16 protein-coding genes are annotated in these 18,812 nt (G+C 38.4%); 5 read left to right on the plus strand and 11 right to left on the minus strand.

Going from position 1 to position 18,812, the window contains the following annotated elements:
• Positions 1-10 precede the first annotated feature (10 nt).
• From GVK91_RS12070 to GVK91_RS12090, 5 genes are all read right to left on the minus strand, one after another.
• Positions 11-1,843: a flavohemoglobin expression-modulating QEGLA motif protein gene (locus GVK91_RS12070; RefSeq protein WP_159729002.1), complete on the minus strand. Its 1,833-nt coding sequence runs from the start codon at positions 1,841-1,843 to the stop codon at positions 11-13.
• Complete coding sequence (locus tag GVK91_RS12075; protein WP_159729004.1) at positions 1,833-2,612, minus strand: N-formylglutamate amidohydrolase; 780 nt, start codon at positions 2,610-2,612, stop codon at positions 1,833-1,835. The genes GVK91_RS12070 and GVK91_RS12075 overlap by 11 nt, the downstream gene beginning before the upstream one ends.
• 817 nt (positions 2,613-3,429) lie before the next feature.
• Positions 3,430-4,716: a Glu/Leu/Phe/Val dehydrogenase dimerization domain-containing protein gene (locus GVK91_RS12080; protein WP_228280317.1), complete on the minus strand. Its 1,287-nt coding sequence runs from the start codon at positions 4,714-4,716 to the stop codon at positions 3,430-3,432.
• The gene (gene hppD / locus GVK91_RS12085) at positions 4,688-5,815 is read right to left on the minus strand and encodes a 4-hydroxyphenylpyruvate dioxygenase (protein ID WP_153846175.1); all 1,128 of its coding nucleotides are present in this window, start codon (positions 5,813-5,815) and stop codon (positions 4,688-4,690) included. Before hppD ends, GVK91_RS12080 begins: the two co-directional genes overlap by 29 nt.
• A gap of 31 nt (positions 5,816-5,846) precedes the next feature.
• Positions 5,847-7,004, minus strand: coding sequence for a homogentisate 1,2-dioxygenase (locus GVK91_RS12090; protein WP_159729006.1), 1,158 nt, complete (start codon positions 7,002-7,004; stop codon positions 5,847-5,849).
• Between the two features lie 317 nt (positions 7,005-7,321).
• Between GVK91_RS12090 and GVK91_RS12095 the strand changes: the two genes are divergently transcribed.
• Both GVK91_RS12095 and GVK91_RS12100 read left to right on the plus strand, forming a co-directional pair.
• The gene (locus GVK91_RS12095; RefSeq protein WP_159729008.1) at positions 7,322-8,296 is read left to right on the plus strand and encodes a fumarylacetoacetate hydrolase family protein; all 975 of its coding nucleotides are present in this window, start codon (positions 7,322-7,324) and stop codon (positions 8,294-8,296) included.
• A 10-nt stretch (positions 8,297-8,306) separates the two neighbouring features.
• Positions 8,307-9,206: a flavin reductase family protein gene (locus GVK91_RS12100; protein WP_159729010.1), complete on the plus strand. Its 900-nt coding sequence runs from the start codon at positions 8,307-8,309 to the stop codon at positions 9,204-9,206.
• 117 nt (positions 9,207-9,323) lie between these two features.
• Here the strand turns inward: GVK91_RS12100 and GVK91_RS12105 are convergent, their stop codons facing one another.
• From GVK91_RS12105 to GVK91_RS12125, 5 genes are all read right to left on the minus strand, one after another.
• On the minus strand, positions 9,324-11,081 hold the full coding sequence (locus GVK91_RS12105; RefSeq protein ID WP_159729012.1) for an aromatic amino acid hydroxylase: 1,758 nt from the start codon (positions 11,079-11,081) through the stop codon (positions 9,324-9,326).
• A gap of 133 nt (positions 11,082-11,214) precedes the next feature.
• On the minus strand, positions 11,215-12,414 hold the full coding sequence (tyrS, locus tag GVK91_RS12110) for a tyrosine--tRNA ligase (RefSeq protein ID WP_159729014.1): 1,200 nt from the start codon (positions 12,412-12,414) through the stop codon (positions 11,215-11,217).
• A 240-nt stretch (positions 12,415-12,654) separates the two neighbouring features.
• A complete protein-coding gene (locus tag GVK91_RS12115; RefSeq protein WP_159729016.1) occupies positions 12,655-13,494 on the minus strand; it encodes a hypothetical protein in 840 nt (279 codons plus the stop codon).
• Positions 13,495-13,698: 204 nt separating this feature from the next.
• Positions 13,699-14,118 (minus strand): SH3 domain-containing protein, encoded by a 420-nt coding sequence (locus GVK91_RS12120; protein WP_046675658.1) that lies wholly within the window; start codon positions 14,116-14,118, stop codon positions 13,699-13,701.
• A 12-nt stretch (positions 14,119-14,130) separates the two neighbouring features.
• Positions 14,131-14,637, minus strand: coding sequence for a BON domain-containing protein (locus GVK91_RS12125; RefSeq protein ID WP_159729018.1), 507 nt, complete (start codon positions 14,635-14,637; stop codon positions 14,131-14,133).
• Between the two features lie 233 nt (positions 14,638-14,870).
• Between GVK91_RS12125 and GVK91_RS12130 the strand changes: the two genes are divergently transcribed.
• Together GVK91_RS12130 and GVK91_RS12135 are read left to right on the plus strand one after the other, a co-directional pair.
• Positions 14,871-15,974 (plus strand): DUF695 domain-containing protein, encoded by a 1,104-nt coding sequence (locus GVK91_RS12130; RefSeq protein WP_159729020.1) that lies wholly within the window; start codon positions 14,871-14,873, stop codon positions 15,972-15,974.
• Between the two features lie 61 nt (positions 15,975-16,035).
• Complete coding sequence (locus tag GVK91_RS12135) at positions 16,036-16,659, plus strand: murein L,D-transpeptidase catalytic domain-containing protein (protein WP_159729022.1); 624 nt, start codon at positions 16,036-16,038, stop codon at positions 16,657-16,659.
• A 36-nt stretch (positions 16,660-16,695) separates the two neighbouring features.
• On the opposite strand, the gene GVK91_RS12140 is transcribed toward GVK91_RS12135, so the two are convergent.
• Entirely contained in the window at positions 16,696-18,198 is a 1,503-nt protein-coding gene (locus GVK91_RS12140) for a hypothetical protein (RefSeq protein ID WP_159729024.1), read from the minus strand.
• Between the two features lie 141 nt (positions 18,199-18,339).
• On the opposite strand from GVK91_RS12140, the gene yiaA reads away from it, so the two are divergent.
• A complete protein-coding gene (gene yiaA, locus GVK91_RS12145; RefSeq protein ID WP_046675653.1) occupies positions 18,340-18,807 on the plus strand; it encodes an inner membrane protein YiaA in 468 nt (155 codons plus the stop codon).
• Positions 18,808-18,812 lie beyond the last annotated feature (5 nt).

An 18,812-nucleotide genomic window follows, 5' to 3' on the forward strand; every position in this document is an offset into this window, starting at 1 on the left:
AAATATCTGATTACTGAATCATTTGAAATATTCCATTATTCTTTTTGAGGTTTAACAAGGCATCCTTATATGGATCCATTAGATACCTTGGTGTCAGGGTCGGAGCCTTCAATACGCCCTTTAACATGAGTTCTTCAACGATTGGTATATAATCTTCGCGGATTTTGCCCATCGTCAACAGAGATAGATCTCGTCCACTCTTGATATAATTGGTCAATTCGATTAAACCACTCAAGTATAATGCATCTTTGGTAAGCCCACCACTTCGATAGACCCGCATCGTCATTTGAAAAGCTGTTTCGGTCAAAAATTGGTATTTGTCTACCAAGACTGAAAATGTATCAATAAATGAACTGCCTTGCTGCATATGATGGACAGCGATAACTCTTCCAGCCAGAATACGTAGTCTATTATTTGTCAGGCCCCCTACCAAATACTCAGCAAGTACAGCGAGGCCTTCCTGAAGTTTTTCATAACCGGGAACGCCTAATCTAAAGAGGCTGAACGGCTGTTGCTTCCCATTATAGTAAGTAACAATATGTGTACCGACCTCATGTTGAATCAGTGCCTTTACCCTATTCCTTGGCAAACTATACTGCTTACTTATATTGAGTACGCCTTGATTTACCATCACGCCATAAATATCATCCCGTAGCCTCACTGTGGTGCCAAAGCTTGGATCTTGGTTTTTCAGATAATCCAATTCTTCCTGGGCGAGCTTAGCGAACTCTTCGGCATAGACAATATCCTCTTCTTTCGTTCTTACTTCTCGATCCGTTGTCGTAATTGTCAAAATTGCCTGTGCCTTTTCCAGCAATTTTTCATTGACAGTACCAAAAACCTGCATGCTGCCCAACAAAAACCCTTCTTTCCCCCGCTCACTCAACATGGTCATCATCTGATCTAGCTCCTTGCGTTTATCACGAAACAAATAAGCAATGGAAGGATCAAATAAATCTTCGATATGCAAGTTATAGAGGTTTCTCTTGATAATATCTGGATCAATGGGCATGGGCCTATATCGAAACACAGGAGTTTTTCGGTAATTTCCTTTTTTAAATTGCTGCCAGGCATCGTAAGAATTTGTTGGTGTAACCAATAATAAAAAATCAAATCGTTGGCTTTCCCGCGCTAATTTCTGATCAATCTCCCAAGCTAAAGGAAGCATCTTTTTAGGCTGGCTTATTTTAAATGCCGTAGGTTTAGATAAGGTATGTATGCGTATGAATTCAAAGAATGTTTTCGACAGACTCCTGGATATGGCTTCACGGAAATGACGCAGATCGATCGGTAAAATTTGCTGATCTACCCCTAAAAGGTATTTCGGTTTTATCTCCAGCCCCATGTAAAATATATTGGTGTTCAGATTATCCAACTGCACACTCGAAGGGGATAAACTTTGCGTTGCATTTGTTTTGGAATCTGTCAATATCTCCACTTTGGAAATCGATTCTTCTGTCGTCAGTTGCTTACCTAGATACTGAGCGATAGCCTGTACATTTTTCCGCGCAATATGTATTTGGATATCCTCCTCCTGTGCTGAATCCGCTGCCCAAGCTTCAATAATCAAACAAGCACCAAACTCTTCGACAAGTTGATTGAGGATTGGAGCGATCCATTCAGAAACATTCATCTGTGAATCTCTTACCCTAAAATAAGCTGGTTCTGATTTAACCAACTCTGCCAGCATAGGATCTTGACTAAAAAACTGCCTGTATAAAAACAGATAAGGAACAACTTGATTAAATACCAGTTTGTTTTTTGGCGGAATCTGTACGTGGAAAACCTCCTTATTTTTGATCATTTTTAAAATGCCAGCAAGTTGTTTCGCATTATCTTTCATAGGCAAAATAATTTTCCAGTGTTCCAATGCTGTGCAAGAGAAGTTGCTTATACTCCTGAAGCTTTTGCGGAAATACTTCCCCAGTCCATTCGTCCATAAAGTCTTTCCGAAATTCGATGGAAAAAATACAGCCTTTATCACCAAACTTATCATTCAAATACGCAGAAAGGAATCCGCCCTTAAACTTTACATTCTCACGGACGTCGTAAACTTGTCCATCTTTTCCAGTCTGTAATGCTTCCAAAACCTGATCAGTCAGCGTTCGCCATTTTTTGTGATTATGTTGTGTCCCAATATTGATCTGAGGGTCGGTTGCATTGTTCAAACTGGTTTCAGCCCCACCGCGACGCATATTATAACTATGAATATCATACATGATAAAATAGCCATAACGATCAATCGTGCGCTGAATCGCTTGGCTTATTTCATCATATATGCCATCATAGACTGCATACAGCTGATCTTTTAGTTCATTGGGTAGATCTGTTCGCCATACCCGCATCCCCCAAGATTGCTCTGGTGTAAGATAAATAGCATCTTCTCGTTTTCGATTAAGATCCAGTTGAAACCTGGAGGTTCCAGATACAAATCGATTACAAGGTAATTCGGCCAAAATAGCCGTATAAGGATCCTCTTCGCGTAATCGTTCCTCGTCTGCAATATTTATGTAGGGCATCAAATGCGCATCGACCTGATGTCCATCATGAATGGCAAAAGCCCAAAATGGGCTATCGTAATTTTCAAATTGATAGCGATATGTTAAAGACATGTACCTTTTTTTAAACAGTTACGTCAAATAGACAGCATTGATTGCTATCTTTTTGTTTAGATAAACGCTTATGAGCAACAAAAGGTTTGAAAATTAACTGGATTGTCTTGAGAATTAGGGGCTCCCCTTCTTATCCGAAAAGAGGCTGTTAAAAATCGTTAAACAGCTAACGGGTTCAATACATTGGCATCCTTCTTGAATATTATTTCGTAGTTTCATAAATTTAGGTTAATAATTTAGTTAGTTTATAAAAAACCTGTTAGTCCCCGCTAACAGGTTTTTTATTTCCCCTAAAAAGAAAACAAAATAAATAGTAGTACATTTTATTGAAAATCAACAGCAAATAGTCAAAAAATGTTAAAAAGTAAAAAAAACTACAATCGGTTGAAACATTTTTTGAACTTACTACGTTATATAGGTACTTTTCATAAATTTAGGTTAATAATTGGTTAGGAAAACTCCTGTTGCTCCCCGCTTCGGGAGTTTTTGTTTATCAGCACTTTAAGGCAAATAAAAAACAAAAAATTTCATCAAGCGGACCAGTATTTGAAAACTATACAATGAAATTTATTTTTAGTCTACCCCGTTTTGATCTTTCAACAAAACTTCAAAAAAAATCGAATTTCTGACAGAAATTTTAATAACAAAAAAATGACAATATGTTCATGCTAAGAAAATAAGTTTTGGCATAGGTATTGCACTGTTTTAAGCATTCATAAATTTAGGTTAATAATTGGTTAGTTAAAACACTTGAAGTTCCCCGCTTCAAGTGTTTTTTTTATAGCGTTATAGCAAAAGCAAATTAGAATTTAGCCTCTTATTGTTCGTTATCGGTTTCCACCAACTGTTTCAATGCAAGCTCATATGCTCTCGATGATATATGCGTCCTTTTGGAAGAAACCGACCTAATTTTCTTTAATGCTTCAAAAATTACGCTGGAAACATCAGAAAAAATTGCATCATCACTAATTTCGATATTACGTTGCATTAAATAAGCAAATACTCTCGCCATACCACAATTGGCAATAAAGTCAGGTATAACCGCAACATGCTGATCTGCGAATTCCATAACAGGCCCATAAAATATTTCTTGATCTGCAAATGGTACATTGGCACCTGAAGCGATCACCTCAAGCCCATGATTTATCATGTGTTGGATCTGATCCTTTGATACTAAGCGGGAGGCCGCAGCAGGCACAAAAATATCCGTTTCCAGGCTCCATATTTCTTTCTGTATCTGATCAAAAGAAATCAAATCCGGAGAACAAAGCTCATTGCCTTTGCGCTCTAAAAACAAACGGGTAATATCTTCCTCTCCAAATCCTTCCGGATTGATCAGTCCGCCGACTCGATCAATTATACCAACTATTTTTACACCAAGTTTAGACAGATAAAATGCCGCAGCGGCAGCAACATTACCCCAACCTTGAATTACCGCTCGCTTCCCAAAGCAATTTTCGCCAAAAAGTTCATAATAATGACGAATTGACTCTGACACGCCATATCCCGTGATCATATCTGCCACTTTGTACTTGCGCTTCAGATCTGGGCTGTAGGAGCTATCTTCCAATACTTTGGAAACCCCATAACGCAATTGTCCAATTTGATGAATACGATTGCTTTCATTCACCTTAAAGTGACCATTCAAAATTCCTTCTTGTGGATGCCATAGTCCATATTCTTCCGTCAACGGGATTACATCATGAATTTCATCAATATTCAAATCTCCACCTGTCCCATAATAGTTTTTCAATAGCGGTGTGACAACCTTAAACCAACGTTCTAAAACTTCATTTTTCCTTGGGTCATGTGGGTCGAAATCAATTCCAGATTTTGCCCCCCCTATTGCAGGGCCAGATACCGTAAATTTGACCTCCATTGTTTTTGCCAAAGATTCTACCTCATGCCTATCCAATCCAGCCCGCATTCGGGTCCCCCCGCCAGCAGCACCTCCACGTAAGGAATTGATAACAATCCATCCCCTGGCATCAGTTTCACTATCTTTCCATTCGAAAACAATTTCCGGACTTTTATGCTCAAAAGCCCGCAATAATTCCTTCATCCCTTCCATACTTCTATAAGTTTCCTCGGCGTTCTTGTTCACGTTCTATTGCTTCAAAAAGAGCCTTAAAATTTCCTGCGCCAAAACTTTGTGCCCCCTTACGTTGGATGATTTCATAAAATAAAGTCGGTCTATCCTCTACCGGTTTTGTAAAAATTTGTAGCAAATAACCTTCTTCATCACGATCAACTAGAATACCCAGTTCTTGGATGATCCGTATCTCTTCATCAATTTTTCCAACTCGTTCGGGCAACATATCGTAATATGCTTCGGGAGGAGCACCCAAAAATTCTACCCCCCTTGCTTTAAGTTCCCGCACGGTGGCCACAATATCTTTGGTTGCTAGAGCCGCATGCTGTACACCTTCACCCTCATAAAATTCAAGGTATTCTTCTATCTGCGATTTTTTCTTTCCTTCGGCAGGCTCATTTATCGGAAACTTAACAAAACCATTTCCATTGCTCATCACTTTACTCATCAAAGCTGAATATTCTGTATTAATTTGCTTGTCATCAAAAGATAAAATATTGACAAACCCCATCACATCCTGATACCATTTTACGGTTTCATTCATCTTATTCCAGCCAACATTACCCACACAATGATCAACATAAAGCAGTCCAGTTTCCGTTGGATTGTAATCGCTTTCCCATTTTTCATATCCTGGCATAAACGGGCCAGAATAATTGCGGCGTTCAACAAACATGTGGACCGTTTCGCCATAGGTATAAATGCCTGCGGTCCAAACTTCTCCATTTTCATCCTTCAGAAGTTGTGGTTCCTGATAGACTTTCGCCCCTCTATTTGTTGTTTCTTCAAATGATTTTCGTGCATCATCTACCCAAAGCGCCAATATTTTGACACCATCACCATGTTTTTTAACATGTTCTGTTATAGGGTGGTCAGATTTCAACGCTGTGGTAAGCACTAAACGTATTTTATTTTGTTTTAACACGTAAGATACCCGGTCTCGAACGCCTGTCTCAGGTCCGGCATACGCATCCGACTGGAAACCAAAAGCTGTTTTGTAATAATGTGCGGCCTGTTTGGCATTGCCAACATAAAATTCAATATAATCTGTGCCATTAATAGGTAGAAAATCTTGCGCTTGGGCAATCTTTTCTGCAAATGTATTTGCCATAATTTATATAAAGGTTATTCTTTCATTTTTCCTAACTCATCCAAGATTTATAATAATCTGGATCTTCTATATCGAGTGCTTCTTGGGTCAACATCAATGGTCGAAAAGGATCGATCATCACGGCCAACTCCTCGGTTTTCACTTGCCCAATGCTTTTTTCCACCGTCCCAGGATGAGGTCCATGCGGTATACCACCTGGATGTAACGTTATCTGTCCCCTTTCCACGGATTTTCGACTCATAAAATCACCATCCACATAATATAGGACTTCATCTGAATCTACATTACTATGGTTATATGGAGCAGGAATCGAATGAGGATGGTAATCATACATACGAGGGCAAAAACTGCATAATACAAAATTATCTGTTTCAAAGGTCTGGTGAACGGGTGGCGGTTGATGCAATTTACCTGTTATCGGCATGAAATCATGAATCGAAAATGCCCATGGAAAATGATAGCCATTCCAACCAACAAAATCAAATGGATGGCTCCCATAAACATATGGATAAATCATCCCTTGCTTCTTGATCTTCACTTCAAAGTCACCCAGTTCATCGAAAGTTTCCAAATTTTGAGGTACCCGAATGTCCCGCTCAAAAAAGGGCGCATGTTCCATCAATTGACCAAATTCATTGCGATAACGTTTGGGCGTACGTACGGGAGAGAATGATTCAACAATAAACAATCGATTATCTTCCTGTTCAAATTCCATTTGATAAATCGTTCCTCGGGGTATTACCAAATAATCTCCATACTTGAAGGGGATACTCCCATATCCAGTCTTGAGTTTTCCCATCCCCTGATGGATGAAGACAATCTCATCTGCCTGGCTATTTTTATAAAAATAGTCATCCATCGACCGACGGGGAGCTGCTAAGGATATATGTAAGTCCTGATTAACCAACACTGGTGTCCTGCTTTCGAGATAGTCATCTTTTGCCTGTACCTGAAATCCCTTTAGACTGGTATGTTTAAGATGTTTGTCGCGGGCAATCCGGGGAGACACATCATAAGGCTCTCTTATTTGTTTAACGAGTGTGGGTGGATGACAATGGTACACTAAGGAATAAAGACTGGAAAAACCATGTGTGGATACTAATTCCTCGGCATAAAGCGTGTTATCGGGCTTTCTAAAAACAGTATGTCGCTGCATTGGAATTTGCCCTTGTTTAACATAAAATGGCATAATTCTACGATTTAAACGGTTATAAAATTAAATGAATATCCAAATTGCCAATAGAACTATCGGCAAGTAGTAAAAGAGAAGATTAGTATTGTGCAAAAACGATATCAGCTATGATTGCTTTATTAAAAGCAACATAGGGCATGGAGGACGCAAAGCGATGTACACCACGATTGATCATTTTTTATAGTTTATAATGCTTTAATAAAGGTAAGAATATTTTTCTATTTTCAAGAGAAGAAATATTTTTTTCAAATCTTATACAATATATTTGTGTCGAATGCTAACAACATTGAATAACCAAATAGAACACTTCATATATGAGAATTGTCACTAGCACTAAAAATGGTCAACAAGAATTGGGCATTGTTATAGACGACCGCTTTTATAGTTGCTCAGTCATCGATCAAAACCTTCCCACAACGATGTCGGACTTCCTCAAAGGTGGCGAAGATACCATGAATCAGCTACAAATCTTTGAAACAGCTTTGCGTCAAGGAGCTATGAACAGGCCCTATCGTCTACTAGACGATATCCAACTTATCGCCCCCGTACCACAGCCAACATCTTTTCGTGATGCTTACGCTTTTCGACAGCATGTCGCAACCTCAAGAAGAAACCGCGGATTAGATATGATCCCCGAATTTGATGAATTTCCTGTTTTCTATTTCTCCAACCATCAGTCCATACAGGGACCTGGTCCTGTTCAATGTATGCCCTTACATTTAAATCAACTGGATTTTGAACTAGAAATTGCAATAGTCATCAACAAACCAGGAATCAATATTCCTGCCGCTCAGGCGGATGAGTATATTGCTGGCTATATGATTATGAATGATTTTAGTGCCAGAAAACTTCAAATGGAGGAAATGAAATTGAGTTTGGGCCCTGCCAAGGGCAAAGATTTTGCAACAGCAATTGGACCTTACTTGGTGACAAAGGATGAATTGGAACCTTATAAGGTTCAACCTGCGGCAGGACATATTGGCGACTGTTATGAGCTCAATATGACTTGTAAAGTAAACGGCACGCAAGTCTCAGCGGGTAATTTTGCGAGTATGCACTGGACTTTTGCAGAAATTATTGAACGGGTTTCCTATGGTGTACAAATTTCCCCTGGTGATATAATCGGTTCTGGGACAGTCGGAACAGGCTGCTTTCTTGAGCTCAATGGCACGGCACGCATAGCGGATCCTAATCATAAAGACCAATGGCTCGACCTTGGCGATGAGATTGAACTAGAAATCACAGCGCTCGGAAAACTTTCCAATTCTATTGTATTATACCATTCATAAATCTACGGATATGACCGCTTCCTTTGAAACCATCACCTTTGAATCTGTTAAAGACAAAGCTATTATAGATAATTTAATTAAGTACGCTGTTGCACCGCGGCCAATTTGCTTTGCAAGCACGATCGATAGCAATGGAAACATAAATTTAAGCCCCTTCAGCTATTTTAACCTGATGTCCCATCAGCCGCCAATCTGTGTTTTCTCTCCATTACGACGCATGCGTGATGGTAGTACCAAACATACATTGGATAATATACAGGAGGTTAATGAAGTTGTCATCAATATTGTTAACTACGATATGGTCCAGCAACAATCACTTGCCAGTACCGAATATGGCAAGGAAATAAATGAATTTGATAAGTCGGGTTTTACGCCCATCCCCTCTATTCGAGTTGCACCACCTCGTGTAGCCGAATCCCCAGTCCAGCTGGAATGTCGGGTCAGAGAGGTTGTCGCATTAAGCGATGAGCCAGGAGCTGGAAATCTCGTTATCGCCGAGATCCTCTATATGCATGTCCATAAACACTTATTGGGCAAGAACAATACCATTCAACAAAAAGATTTGGATCTGGTAGCCCGGCTCGGTGGTGATTGGTATTGTCGCGTAACCGACGAAAACTTATTTATTGTACCGAAGCCCCTCCGTAGCCTGGGAATTGGCATAGACCAACTTCCAGAAAAAATTAGATTTTCGAATGTATTAACCGGAAATCACTTGGGGTTGCTGGCTAACGTAGAAACACGACCAACATTAAAAGACCCACAGCAAGAAGATAAGTACTTCAACTATCTGAAGCTAAACTTTGAAGACAGCCCATCAAAGTTCACACAAAAAGTTCACGAATATGCTGCCCAACTATTAGATGCGGGCAAACTTGATCAAGCCTGGCAAATACTTTTGCAGGCATAGCTTAAAATAGACAGTAAAAAAAGAGAGCTCTACATAGGTCTAATAGCTCTCTTTTTTAAATTTCAATGTTTTCTTCTACCGTTTAATGTTAGAAGTCCATCTCACGCAAACCACTTTTTAGTGGTTATTTAAATCTTCCTCCTTAGCAACACGTAATCCATCATCAATCAGTTTTTTCAAATTTGGATATAGGATAATAAATTCCAAGAGCCTCTGTTCGGCCTGAGTAGTTAATTCCGCTCCATCATTAGCCTGGGAAATTTCAAATAATTCAACCAAACCTAACCAATGATCTGCATTTTCCGGTCCCAATTGACTGAAAATCTCCAGCCAGACTTTTTGATCAAAACCGTTGTCCCGCAAATTCCGTATCGCAGCATGACAATTCACTAGTTTTACATCTTCCGTTTCGGTAGGTATTGAAGATAGATCCTGATCCAGCTGTTCTTCCAGCGCGTCATAGGCATCTTTATCCGCAGCGCCTGCAAATACAGATACTATTTCCGCTCCGACAGCCATATCGTATGTTCCCCATTCAGGTTTAAAATACACCTCTTCCCTATCGCTACGGTATACCTCACATCCTATAAATGAAATCAAAACAATCTTGCCAAATTGACGTACAATCTTTTGAACAATTCCCGATACAATAATCCCTGAAGCAAAGTTTAACGAACACTGCTGCCCTTCCACTATACCATATTGAATCAATGTTGCTTCATCAAAATCGGCTAAGTTACGATCTGCGCCGCTCAAGTGTCCTACTGGAGAGCCAAACCCTTCGCTATGATAAATTATACCGTGGCCTTCAAGCTGTTTACCTGCTACCGCCAAAGCTGTAGGTCCTTGTGTTTGAATATAAGAGAGATTTTTATCCGCGTTGGCCAACTTAAAAACGCCCGACACCTGCAAACCGGAACTATATTCCACAGTGCAAACAGCTTTACAGTCTATTGCCTTGTCAAGGCTCTGTTTGCCCCCTACGCGAAAAGCCATGGTATCAGCAAATTTATCCAATACTAGCTTTAGGTGTTCAAAATCCGGTGTAACAAATAGCTGTGGTTGTGGTTTGGTAATATCATAAGGATATTCGATTGCATTTAAACCATACGCCAACTTAGGCACATCTTCCTGCATGCAGCTTGCGCTTTCTCCAATGGAAGACAGTAAACCAGCTCCATAAATTTTGGGGTTATGAAGATCTCCAATAAGTCCGTATTCCACAGTCCACCAATGCAACCTGCTCAACAATGCCATCTCCGAAGGCTCGTCCATATTATCTTGAATGATCTGCAAATTTTTCTCTGCTTCCGCCAACTCAGCCGCCGTTGTTGTAGCGTGTTCTTTTAAAATAGATAGGTGGCGAATAGCTTCGTAGAGTTCAAAATCTTTGCCCGAAGAAAGTGCTTTCGTACCAACCTCCCCAAAGTACTGCAAATATGTAGCGTAATCTGGCTCACCGATTATAGGTGCATGTCCTGAAGATTCGTGAATAATATCTGGTGCCGGTGTATATTCGATATGTTCCAATTGACGTATGTCTGCAGCAATAACTAGTACGCGGTGCGCCTGAAATTCCATAAAAGCAGCCGGCGGAATAAATCCATCCACAGTCACAGCCCCCCAGCCAATTAATTTTAGACTATCGTTCATATCCTGTAGGTTCGGGATGGTCGCAATGGATAATCCTGCTTTCTTCAATCCCGGAATATAGGGGTAATAGGCTACATCTTTCAAAAAAGAATAATTCTGACGCATGACATAACGCCACAATGCTTGATCCAGCGCAGTGTAACGTTCATATCGTTGGGCTACTACATAGCGTTTCAAATGTTTGGGCAACCGCTCCAAAACAATGTTATTATATGTTTCCATCTATAATTGGTATGAAAATAAAGTATGAGACTCCTATATGAAGGTAGAAATTATTTATGGTTTAAGAAAGAACCACGATGTTATTTCACTATTTTTAGCAAAATATTAAAAAAGTATACCCTCACAAACCTTACTAAATAACTCTAAAATAAGCTCTTTTACCTAATTTAATTTTAAAACACGTATTCAAATCAAGTATCAGATCCGGATTCAGCTGTTTTATTGAATCGATCTGCACTGCACCGCCTATAATCAATCTTCGCATCGCTGACTTTGTTGCCCCCTTTAGGAAATGACATAGATCGACCAGTTTAATCTGTTCACCAAACTGTTCGCGCAATACTTGCCCCGACACCTCCTCAAAAGCCTTTTCTTCTAATTTCTTGCTCTGAAATTGCTTAACAAAAAAATCAACCGCACGCATCGCAAACTCGTCGCCATGGTATTGGGCAACTAGATTATGTGCAATAAGTTTCTTAATTTCCATTGGATTTTCGCCCATTTCAATACGGGTCTTCATGCCAAGTTTGGTTTCCTGATTGAAATCAGTTGTCAAGTCAATATATTCTGGAATTAAATGATCAGGAATAGACATGGTTTTACCAAACATTTCATTCGGTTCATCCAAAAGACCGATCGTATTGTTTAATGATTTGCTCATTTTTTCTTTTCCGTCCAGCCCGCGCAACAAGGGCATACACAGTACTATTTGTGGATCCTGTCCAAAAGATTCCTGTAGCTGCCGGCCCATCGCGCAATTAAACAGTTGGTCCGTTCCCCCCATTTCGATATCACTATTGACATGTACAGAGTCAAAGCCCTGCAATATCGGGTAAAGCAATTCATGCATGGCTATTGATTGGTTTTCGTTAAAACGCTTATTAAAATCATGCCGCTGCATCAATTGAGCGACGGTGACTTTCGATACCAGCTGGATAACTTCTGTAAAATTTAGTTGATCCAACCAGTCTCCATTAAAAACAACTTTCGCTTTTGAAACATCAATAATTTTAGACAGTTGCGCAATGTAGGTTGCCGCATTGTGCGCTATCGCATCCTGGCATAAAGGTTTACGGGCTTTATTTTTTCCTGTAGGATCGCCGATCCGAGCTGTAAAACTACCAACGAGGATCACGACTTCGTGCCCCAGCTGCTGAAACTGCCGTAGTTTCTTTAACACGACAGCGTGCCCTAAATGAAGATCCGGCGCTGTTGGATCAAAACCAAGTTTTATAATCAATGGTCGGTTCTTTTCTTCAGCCTCCTTCAACTTCGACGCAAGTCCCTCCTTCGGTAAAATAATTTCGATATTTTCTTCTAACTCTTTTAACATGGTGTTATATAAAATAAAAAAAGCCCGAACGTTATGTTCGGGCTTAGCTATAAATAATAATTTGAATTTCTTAATTTAATAGGCATAGGGGTCCCGAACGATTATCGGGCGATAATAATTAAAGAAAAATGGAAGACGTAATATGTTGTTCATTTTCTTCATTGCTTGACAAAGGTAGCGCTATATTTTTAAAATGCAAAAATATTGGCATCCATACTTGATTCGATATGCATTTTTAAATTATCCGCCGGTATTTTTGTTTATCAATTTTCCGGCTCCATTATAAACATACTTTTCTGTATTCCCTTTATCCTTTTTCTCCACGACCTTTTGCACTAACAATGAATTCTTAAAATACTCATGGTAAAAGCAGTTATTAAGGTTATATTTCCGCTCAACGAGATTATTATTCTGATACAGATCAGTGTAATCAATTTTAGCTTTCCGATAGGTATGTTTTAGTAATTGACCATTGGTATCAAATGACTTTGATTCCTGTATCTGCCCACCACAATTCAATTTGGCGCTGTACATTAAGGTATTATCTAATCGATAGCCAGCTCGGGTATGGTCAAAATCATTTTCAACCGTATAGTAATTATCAAAGAAGACTTTTGTCACTTTTTTACCACTATTTGCAGCTCTGTAGAATACCGTTTTTTCCTGACTGATTTTCCCGTTCTTAAAATTACGCTGCACACTTGAACTATCCGTTATGGTGTATTGAAAGTCTGGTAATGCAGCAGATTTCACAGTCATTTGCTGCAATACACCATGTCTTACGATAACATCACCGGTACGCCCATCTTTTTCAATTTTAAAATCACCATCGACAATGCCATCCTGATTAATCGTAATAAATGCATTGGAAAGTCCCATAAATTGATTCTTTTGCAGAATATATTTACCCTGTTTCAACTTCGTTTCTTTACCTTTTTCAAGTACCCGGATTGTATCTTTTGGATATTCTGATAAATGCAATTGATAACTATCTTTGTCCAAGCGAACATACTCTTGCGCAACTCCCAACTGAAAAGCTAAACACAAGCATAATGATATGATAAAACGTGATTTCGACATAATGTAATAAAATTGTTGCAATCATAATGATACAATTATTACACCAAAAATTAAAATACGGTTGATTTTCCAAATAATTCCCCAATACGATAGATGCTGTAGTACTTAATCGTGAAATGAAAAAAGGGGAGTTATTTATCAATAACTCCCCTTTTTTCAAAGCCAATTGGTACTGGTACCCATCATGCGAATAACATTCGAGAACTAAACAGACTCTAAATATTGTGCATAACAATACCCTTCTTCATTATCTTTGGTTCTGACCAACCACCATTGATCATTAGCCTTACTAATCAACGTGATGATTTCTCCTTTAGCAGCTTTTCCCACGATAGGCTGGTCTGTACCAGGGCCTTTTCTAATGTTCAAATTGCTATTTTCTGTTATCACTTTCACCTGGCTTCCGGGCACTTCCGTAGCCACATCTACATTTAAGACCACATCTCCGGTTTGGAAATTAGGATCTATATTACCGTAGATTTCCCAGAGCTTATTTTTCACATCTGCTGTTGGTGCTGTACCACGAATTTGCAATACTCCATCCATTTCGGCATAGTTCAGGTCATTTACACCTGAAGATTGTGCCGTATCTAAAAGAACCTTATATTTTTCCTGCAATGACATAATTTCACTATTTTATTTTTTGACAACAATACCGCTTAGATCCACTTTCTTGGGATTTAAGTTATCCAAACCTTGTTTTAAGGTGATTATCTTAGGTTGCTCCAAAGTACCTGTAACAGCGATCACACCATCCTTTACACTTGCCTGTACCGTAGGAAAATCCTTCATAAACGTATTCACTGCTGCTCCAAGTACCGCATCATTATTGGATACCTCAATAGGAGCTGGAGTCGACGACACTGGTGCACTAACGATAATATTGTTTTGAATAGACTTGATGTCCTTATCGCCTGCTGTTTTAGTAATAGACTCCACTTGTTGCTTTTCTTCTTCGGAAGCAACCGTACCGCTTAAGATAACTTCCCCTTTTTTAACGTCGACCTCCACGGTTTTACGACCGGTAAGTGCATTTTCGATCTTTTCTTCCAACTTCTCGTCAGATAAACCTGATTTGCAAGCCGTAAAGGAAAGCACAACTGTAGTTGCCAATAGACAAAATGTTAATTTGCTAAATTTCATAAGACCAATTTTAATTTATAATTCAACAATAATCCTAACAAACTCCATACGCAATTGTTTGTCCAATTATTTTTAAACTTAAATTCCCTTGCCGGATTATAATTATATAATTAAATTTAGGAGCAGAGGTATTCATGATTGTTTCATTCGGATCATTTTCTCCTCTGTTGTTATAAAAAACACTTTAAGAAACAGATACGCACTTTGATGATTCAATCAAACAGCTATTAATTATGGGATTTTTGAACAATATTTTTGGTAAAAAAGAAAATAAAAAGGACAGTATAGCGGATTTTTGGGATTGGTTTACAAAAAACGAACACGCATTTTTTCAAATCGTCAAGAATGGAGAACAAATTGATCAGAATTTTTTCAGCAAACTTTCGCCGAAGATCGACGCTCTTCGCAAGGAACTGTATTTCTTAACGGGAATGTACGATGATGACACTGCAGAACTTGTAGTCACGCCAGATGGGGTCATCAAAAACATTGCGTTTGTAGAACATCTGATCGCTTCTGCTCCAGCATTGGCGCATTGGAAATTTACTGCATTAAAACCCGCTATTGCGGATATGGAAAAATTCAAAATCACGATGTATGGATTCACTTTTGACATCAAGGATATGTTTTTTTATCCCATTCAACATAGATACCATCCGGATGAAGTCGATATTGTTATTGTTCACCCCGATTTTACGGAAGAGAACAAAGCCAATATTTCCCATGGGATAGAAATATTTCTCGACAATTACATTGGTGAATTGAACTCGATCATAGCCATAGACAACTTGAATGTAACCTCAAAAGAACTCGCAACAGAAGAGCTGATTCCTCTACTTAAATTAAAAGACTATTTGATCTGGCGAGAAAAGGAATTTGTGGAAAAATATACCGACGTTAGACACCGGACCGCAGATGACACATACACTGCTTTTGAAGGCATCCTGGAGAACGACTTACCTATCTTTGCTATCGTAAATACAACGTTGTTAGACTGGGATGGAAAATCTTCTCACCCTTGGATAGTTACATTAAAGATTAGCTATGACGGAACAGCAACCAATGGCATGCCCGATCAGGAGAACTACGACTTAATGGATAAATTTGAAGAAGAATTAATGGACAGTCTTCCAAATGATATTGGATTTCTTAATATCGGCAGAGAAACTGCCGATAACCTCAGGGAAATTTACTTGGCTTGTACAGAATTTCGAAAAGCCTCACGAACGATTGATCGATTAATCGAAGAATACAGGGACAATCTTCAAATTGATTATAGCATCTACAAAGATAAATACTGGAAAACCTTCGAACGATTTTATAAACAAATAGAATAGGTCTCTCGAACAGCAGACATAAGATTCAATAAAAGTACCTTATAAAATATGCTTTATTTACATGAATAAAATCATTCTTTTGGTTATTATCCTTGGAATTGGCCTTATCACATACAAAACCATTCAAAAAAACACGCTTTTAGCCGTTGTTGATAAGGAAGAAAATACTCCTTCAGACGCCTTTCGCTATACGATGGCAATAAAGAACGTAAAAAAACGCATCATAAACAACAAAAAGTATAATAGTGACATATCCTTTCTCTTGGATATGAAAAGACCCTCGGGAAGAAATCGTTTTTTTGTCGTAGATCTAAAAACAGATCGGATTCAAGATCAAGGGCTAGTGGCGCATGGATCCGGATCCGAAACCGGAAAAAAGAATCTTTTGCAATTTAGCAATACAGATAACTCTCATGCGACATCGCTAGGTAGTTATGCTATCGGCAGCTCGTATAACGGTAAATTTGGAAAAGCATATAAATTATATGGCTTAGATAGCTCCAATAGCAATGCATATGCTAGAAACATCGTTCTACACAAATATGACCGCATGCCTTACGATGAACAAGTAGATCCAGTATGTCTCAGTGAAGGCTGTCCTATGGTAAACGTCGAATTCTACAAAAGACTACAGAACCTGATTGACTCTTCAAAGAAACAAATCGTCTTACATATTTATTATTGATCACCTTCATTATTGATCACCGGCTATCTTCTTTGATCACCAGCTATTTTCTTTGATCAAGTTCAATAAAACCTGATACGGACTTTGAGATACAATAAGAGCTTTCAACCAAGCAATAAATCCCATAACAAATAAATCCTTATTTTCTTTGTCTTCCGCCATAGCCTGAACAGCTGCCCGAAAGGACTTCCCTTGAATAACTGCTGGATTTAAAAGATATTTCTCTATCAATTTGGCAAAATCAATCACTCTGTTTTCCTTGACATTCAGCAAGTATTTTTTATACCTACCGACAAAGCTTTTTAATTTCAAGGTTGCCAAATCGATGTGATCGAATTGAATATGGATCAGAATTTCGAGCAGACTCTTCCGAATCGTCCACAACATGCCCATTTTCTTCTCGTACCAAGCATCTGTTCGAATCAACTGTCGAAGCTCAATCAATGCTGTTTTATCTTCAAATTGCGTTAAAAACATTACCAAACACAACTGTAGATCTGCAAGATCAACCTCATTTGATTTTGGTGCGGCTTGTTTAATCCCCGCCCTCAACACGGAAAGACCTTTTATTCCATCGCCGAGGTAATGGAAATTCAATGCCATCAACAAATGGCACCGTAACTGAAACTGGGCTCGAAAAACCGCGTTTCCATGAGATAAAACTTCATTCAAGCGTTCTAAATACACGATGCTCTCGTTAAAGAATCCATTCCTCAAATTAAAATTGGCCAGATAATACAAAATATGAAGATAGTAAAATAGATGATGCGCCGATTGTTCATCATACTTCATCAAAAAATTGTCTGCTGTTTTTAAAAAAGAACGAACCAGTGTATAGTTTTGATGTATTGCGGCATACTCATTTGCAATATACAAAAGTTGATAGAGTGATTTAAATGATAAGAGATCATCCAAAGAAATACTGTATTTACTCAGTACACTCAAAATCAACTTATTGATATCAATTATTTTTGCTTTCAAATGAATATCCTGCAATGCTGAACGCAACAGCGCATAAGCAATCTGAAATTTTGCTTCTTGCTGCAACTTTTGCTGATTTTCGGTAAAACGATCGATAAGCAATTCTAAATTGACATTCAAATCTAAATGTGCATATTGTAGTCTGATTTGCAAGATTTCGTTCAGCAAACTAAACTGCTCCAGAACAAGAGCCTTGTCCTCAGCCCGTTGAAGGCATTTGAATCCAATCTTAATGAACTGACTTTCCAATAGAAAACGACCCACAACAAATAATCTCAACGCTTCGTGGGCTTCACTGTTTTCTCGTTCAAAAACCTTATTTGAAAGGAAAAACAAAAGACTATCATGAAGCCTTTTCCTCAATGCGTGATAAGCATCCCGGTTTTTACTGGGATCATATAACTTTTTTAGCTTATTTATATCATCAGTTTCTATAATCTCAAGTAACTTGATATTTTTCACATCATTTCGCTTATTCTTTTGTTTCAAAAAGGTTTTAAAATCCCTAATATCATCCTTATTCAATAATAATAGTAGATCCGATATCGCGTCCGCCATAGCTTAAATTTAGAATTAAACAAATATATTAAACAATATTATATCGTCAGTATTCTTATAAATTCAAGTTTTAAAATAATTAGTTCCTATCGATATTTGAATCATAAAACAACAACAAATTAAAACTAAAACAAGAAAATTATGGAACCGCTAAAAAACATGATTGAAGAAAAAAAGGCTGAAAGAAATTTAGACAAAAGAAATCCATTTAAACCAACAGGAGCATTTATCGGGGCCTCATGGACCGCATTATTGGTTGGTACCGTTGGCTATTGTGTAGGCTTATGGAATGCAACAATGGCATTAAACGAAAAAGGGTATTATTTTACAATTTTACTATTTGCGCTATTTGCGGTTATCTCCGTTCAAAAAAGTGTAAGAGATAAAGCAGAAGGACTAGCTGTTACCGAATTGTACTATGGTTTAAGCTGGTTTGCAACAATTGCTGCCGTCGTGCTATTAACTGTAGGCCTATGGAATGCGGATCTGCTCCTAAGTGAAAAAGGATTCTATGCAATGTCCTTCTCATTGAGTATTTTTTCAGCTATCGCAGTACAAAAAAATACACGTGATGCAAAACTTATCGATGACAATGAAATAAAACTTTAGCGGGT

Source organism: Sphingobacterium sp. 18053 (assembly GCF_902706145.1).
GTDB classification, from domain to species: domain Bacteria; phylum Bacteroidota; class Bacteroidia; order Sphingobacteriales; family Sphingobacteriaceae; genus Sphingobacterium; species Sphingobacterium paramultivorum.

Bases quoted from the DNA above. Each gene is read 5' to 3' on its own strand.
- GVK91_RS12070 (WP_159729002.1), bottom strand. From the start codon at position 1,843: ATGAAAGATAATGCGAAACAACTTGCTGGCATTTTAAAAATGATCAAA.
- GVK91_RS12075 (WP_159729004.1), bottom strand. From the start codon at position 2,612: ATGTCTTTAACATATCGCTATCAATTTGAAAATTACGATAGCCCATTT.
- hppD (WP_153846175.1), bottom strand. From the start codon at position 5,815: ATGGCAAATACATTTGCAGAAAAGATTGCCCAAGCGCAAGATTTTCTA.
- GVK91_RS12090 (WP_159729006.1), bottom strand. From the start codon at position 7,004: ATGCCATTTTATGTTAAACAAGGGCAAATTCCAATGCAGCGACATACT.
- GVK91_RS12095 (WP_159729008.1), top strand. From the start codon at position 7,322: ATGAGAATTGTCACTAGCACTAAAAATGGTCAACAAGAATTGGGCATT.
- GVK91_RS12100 (WP_159729010.1), top strand. From the start codon at position 8,307: ATGACCGCTTCCTTTGAAACCATCACCTTTGAATCTGTTAAAGACAAA.
- GVK91_RS12105 (WP_159729012.1), bottom strand. From the start codon at position 11,081: ATGGAAACATATAATAACATTGTTTTGGAGCGGTTGCCCAAACATTTG.
- tyrS (WP_159729014.1), bottom strand. From the start codon at position 12,414: ATGTTAAAAGAGTTAGAAGAAAATATCGAAATTATTTTACCGAAGGAG.
- GVK91_RS12115 (WP_159729016.1), bottom strand. From the start codon at position 13,494: ATGTCGAAATCACGTTTTATCATATCATTATGCTTGTGTTTAGCTTTT.
- GVK91_RS12120 (WP_046675658.1), bottom strand. From the start codon at position 14,118: ATGTCATTGCAGGAAAAATATAAGGTTCTTTTAGATACGGCACAATCT.
- GVK91_RS12125 (WP_159729018.1), bottom strand. From the start codon at position 14,637: ATGAAATTTAGCAAATTAACATTTTGTCTATTGGCAACTACAGTTGTG.
- GVK91_RS12130 (WP_159729020.1), top strand. From the start codon at position 14,871: ATGGGATTTTTGAACAATATTTTTGGTAAAAAAGAAAATAAAAAGGAC.
- GVK91_RS12135 (WP_159729022.1), top strand. From the start codon at position 16,036: ATGAATAAAATCATTCTTTTGGTTATTATCCTTGGAATTGGCCTTATC.
- GVK91_RS12140 (WP_159729024.1), bottom strand. From the start codon at position 18,198: ATGGCGGACGCGATATCGGATCTACTATTATTATTGAATAAGGATGAT.
- yiaA (WP_046675653.1), top strand. From the start codon at position 18,340: ATGGAACCGCTAAAAAACATGATTGAAGAAAAAAAGGCTGAAAGAAAT.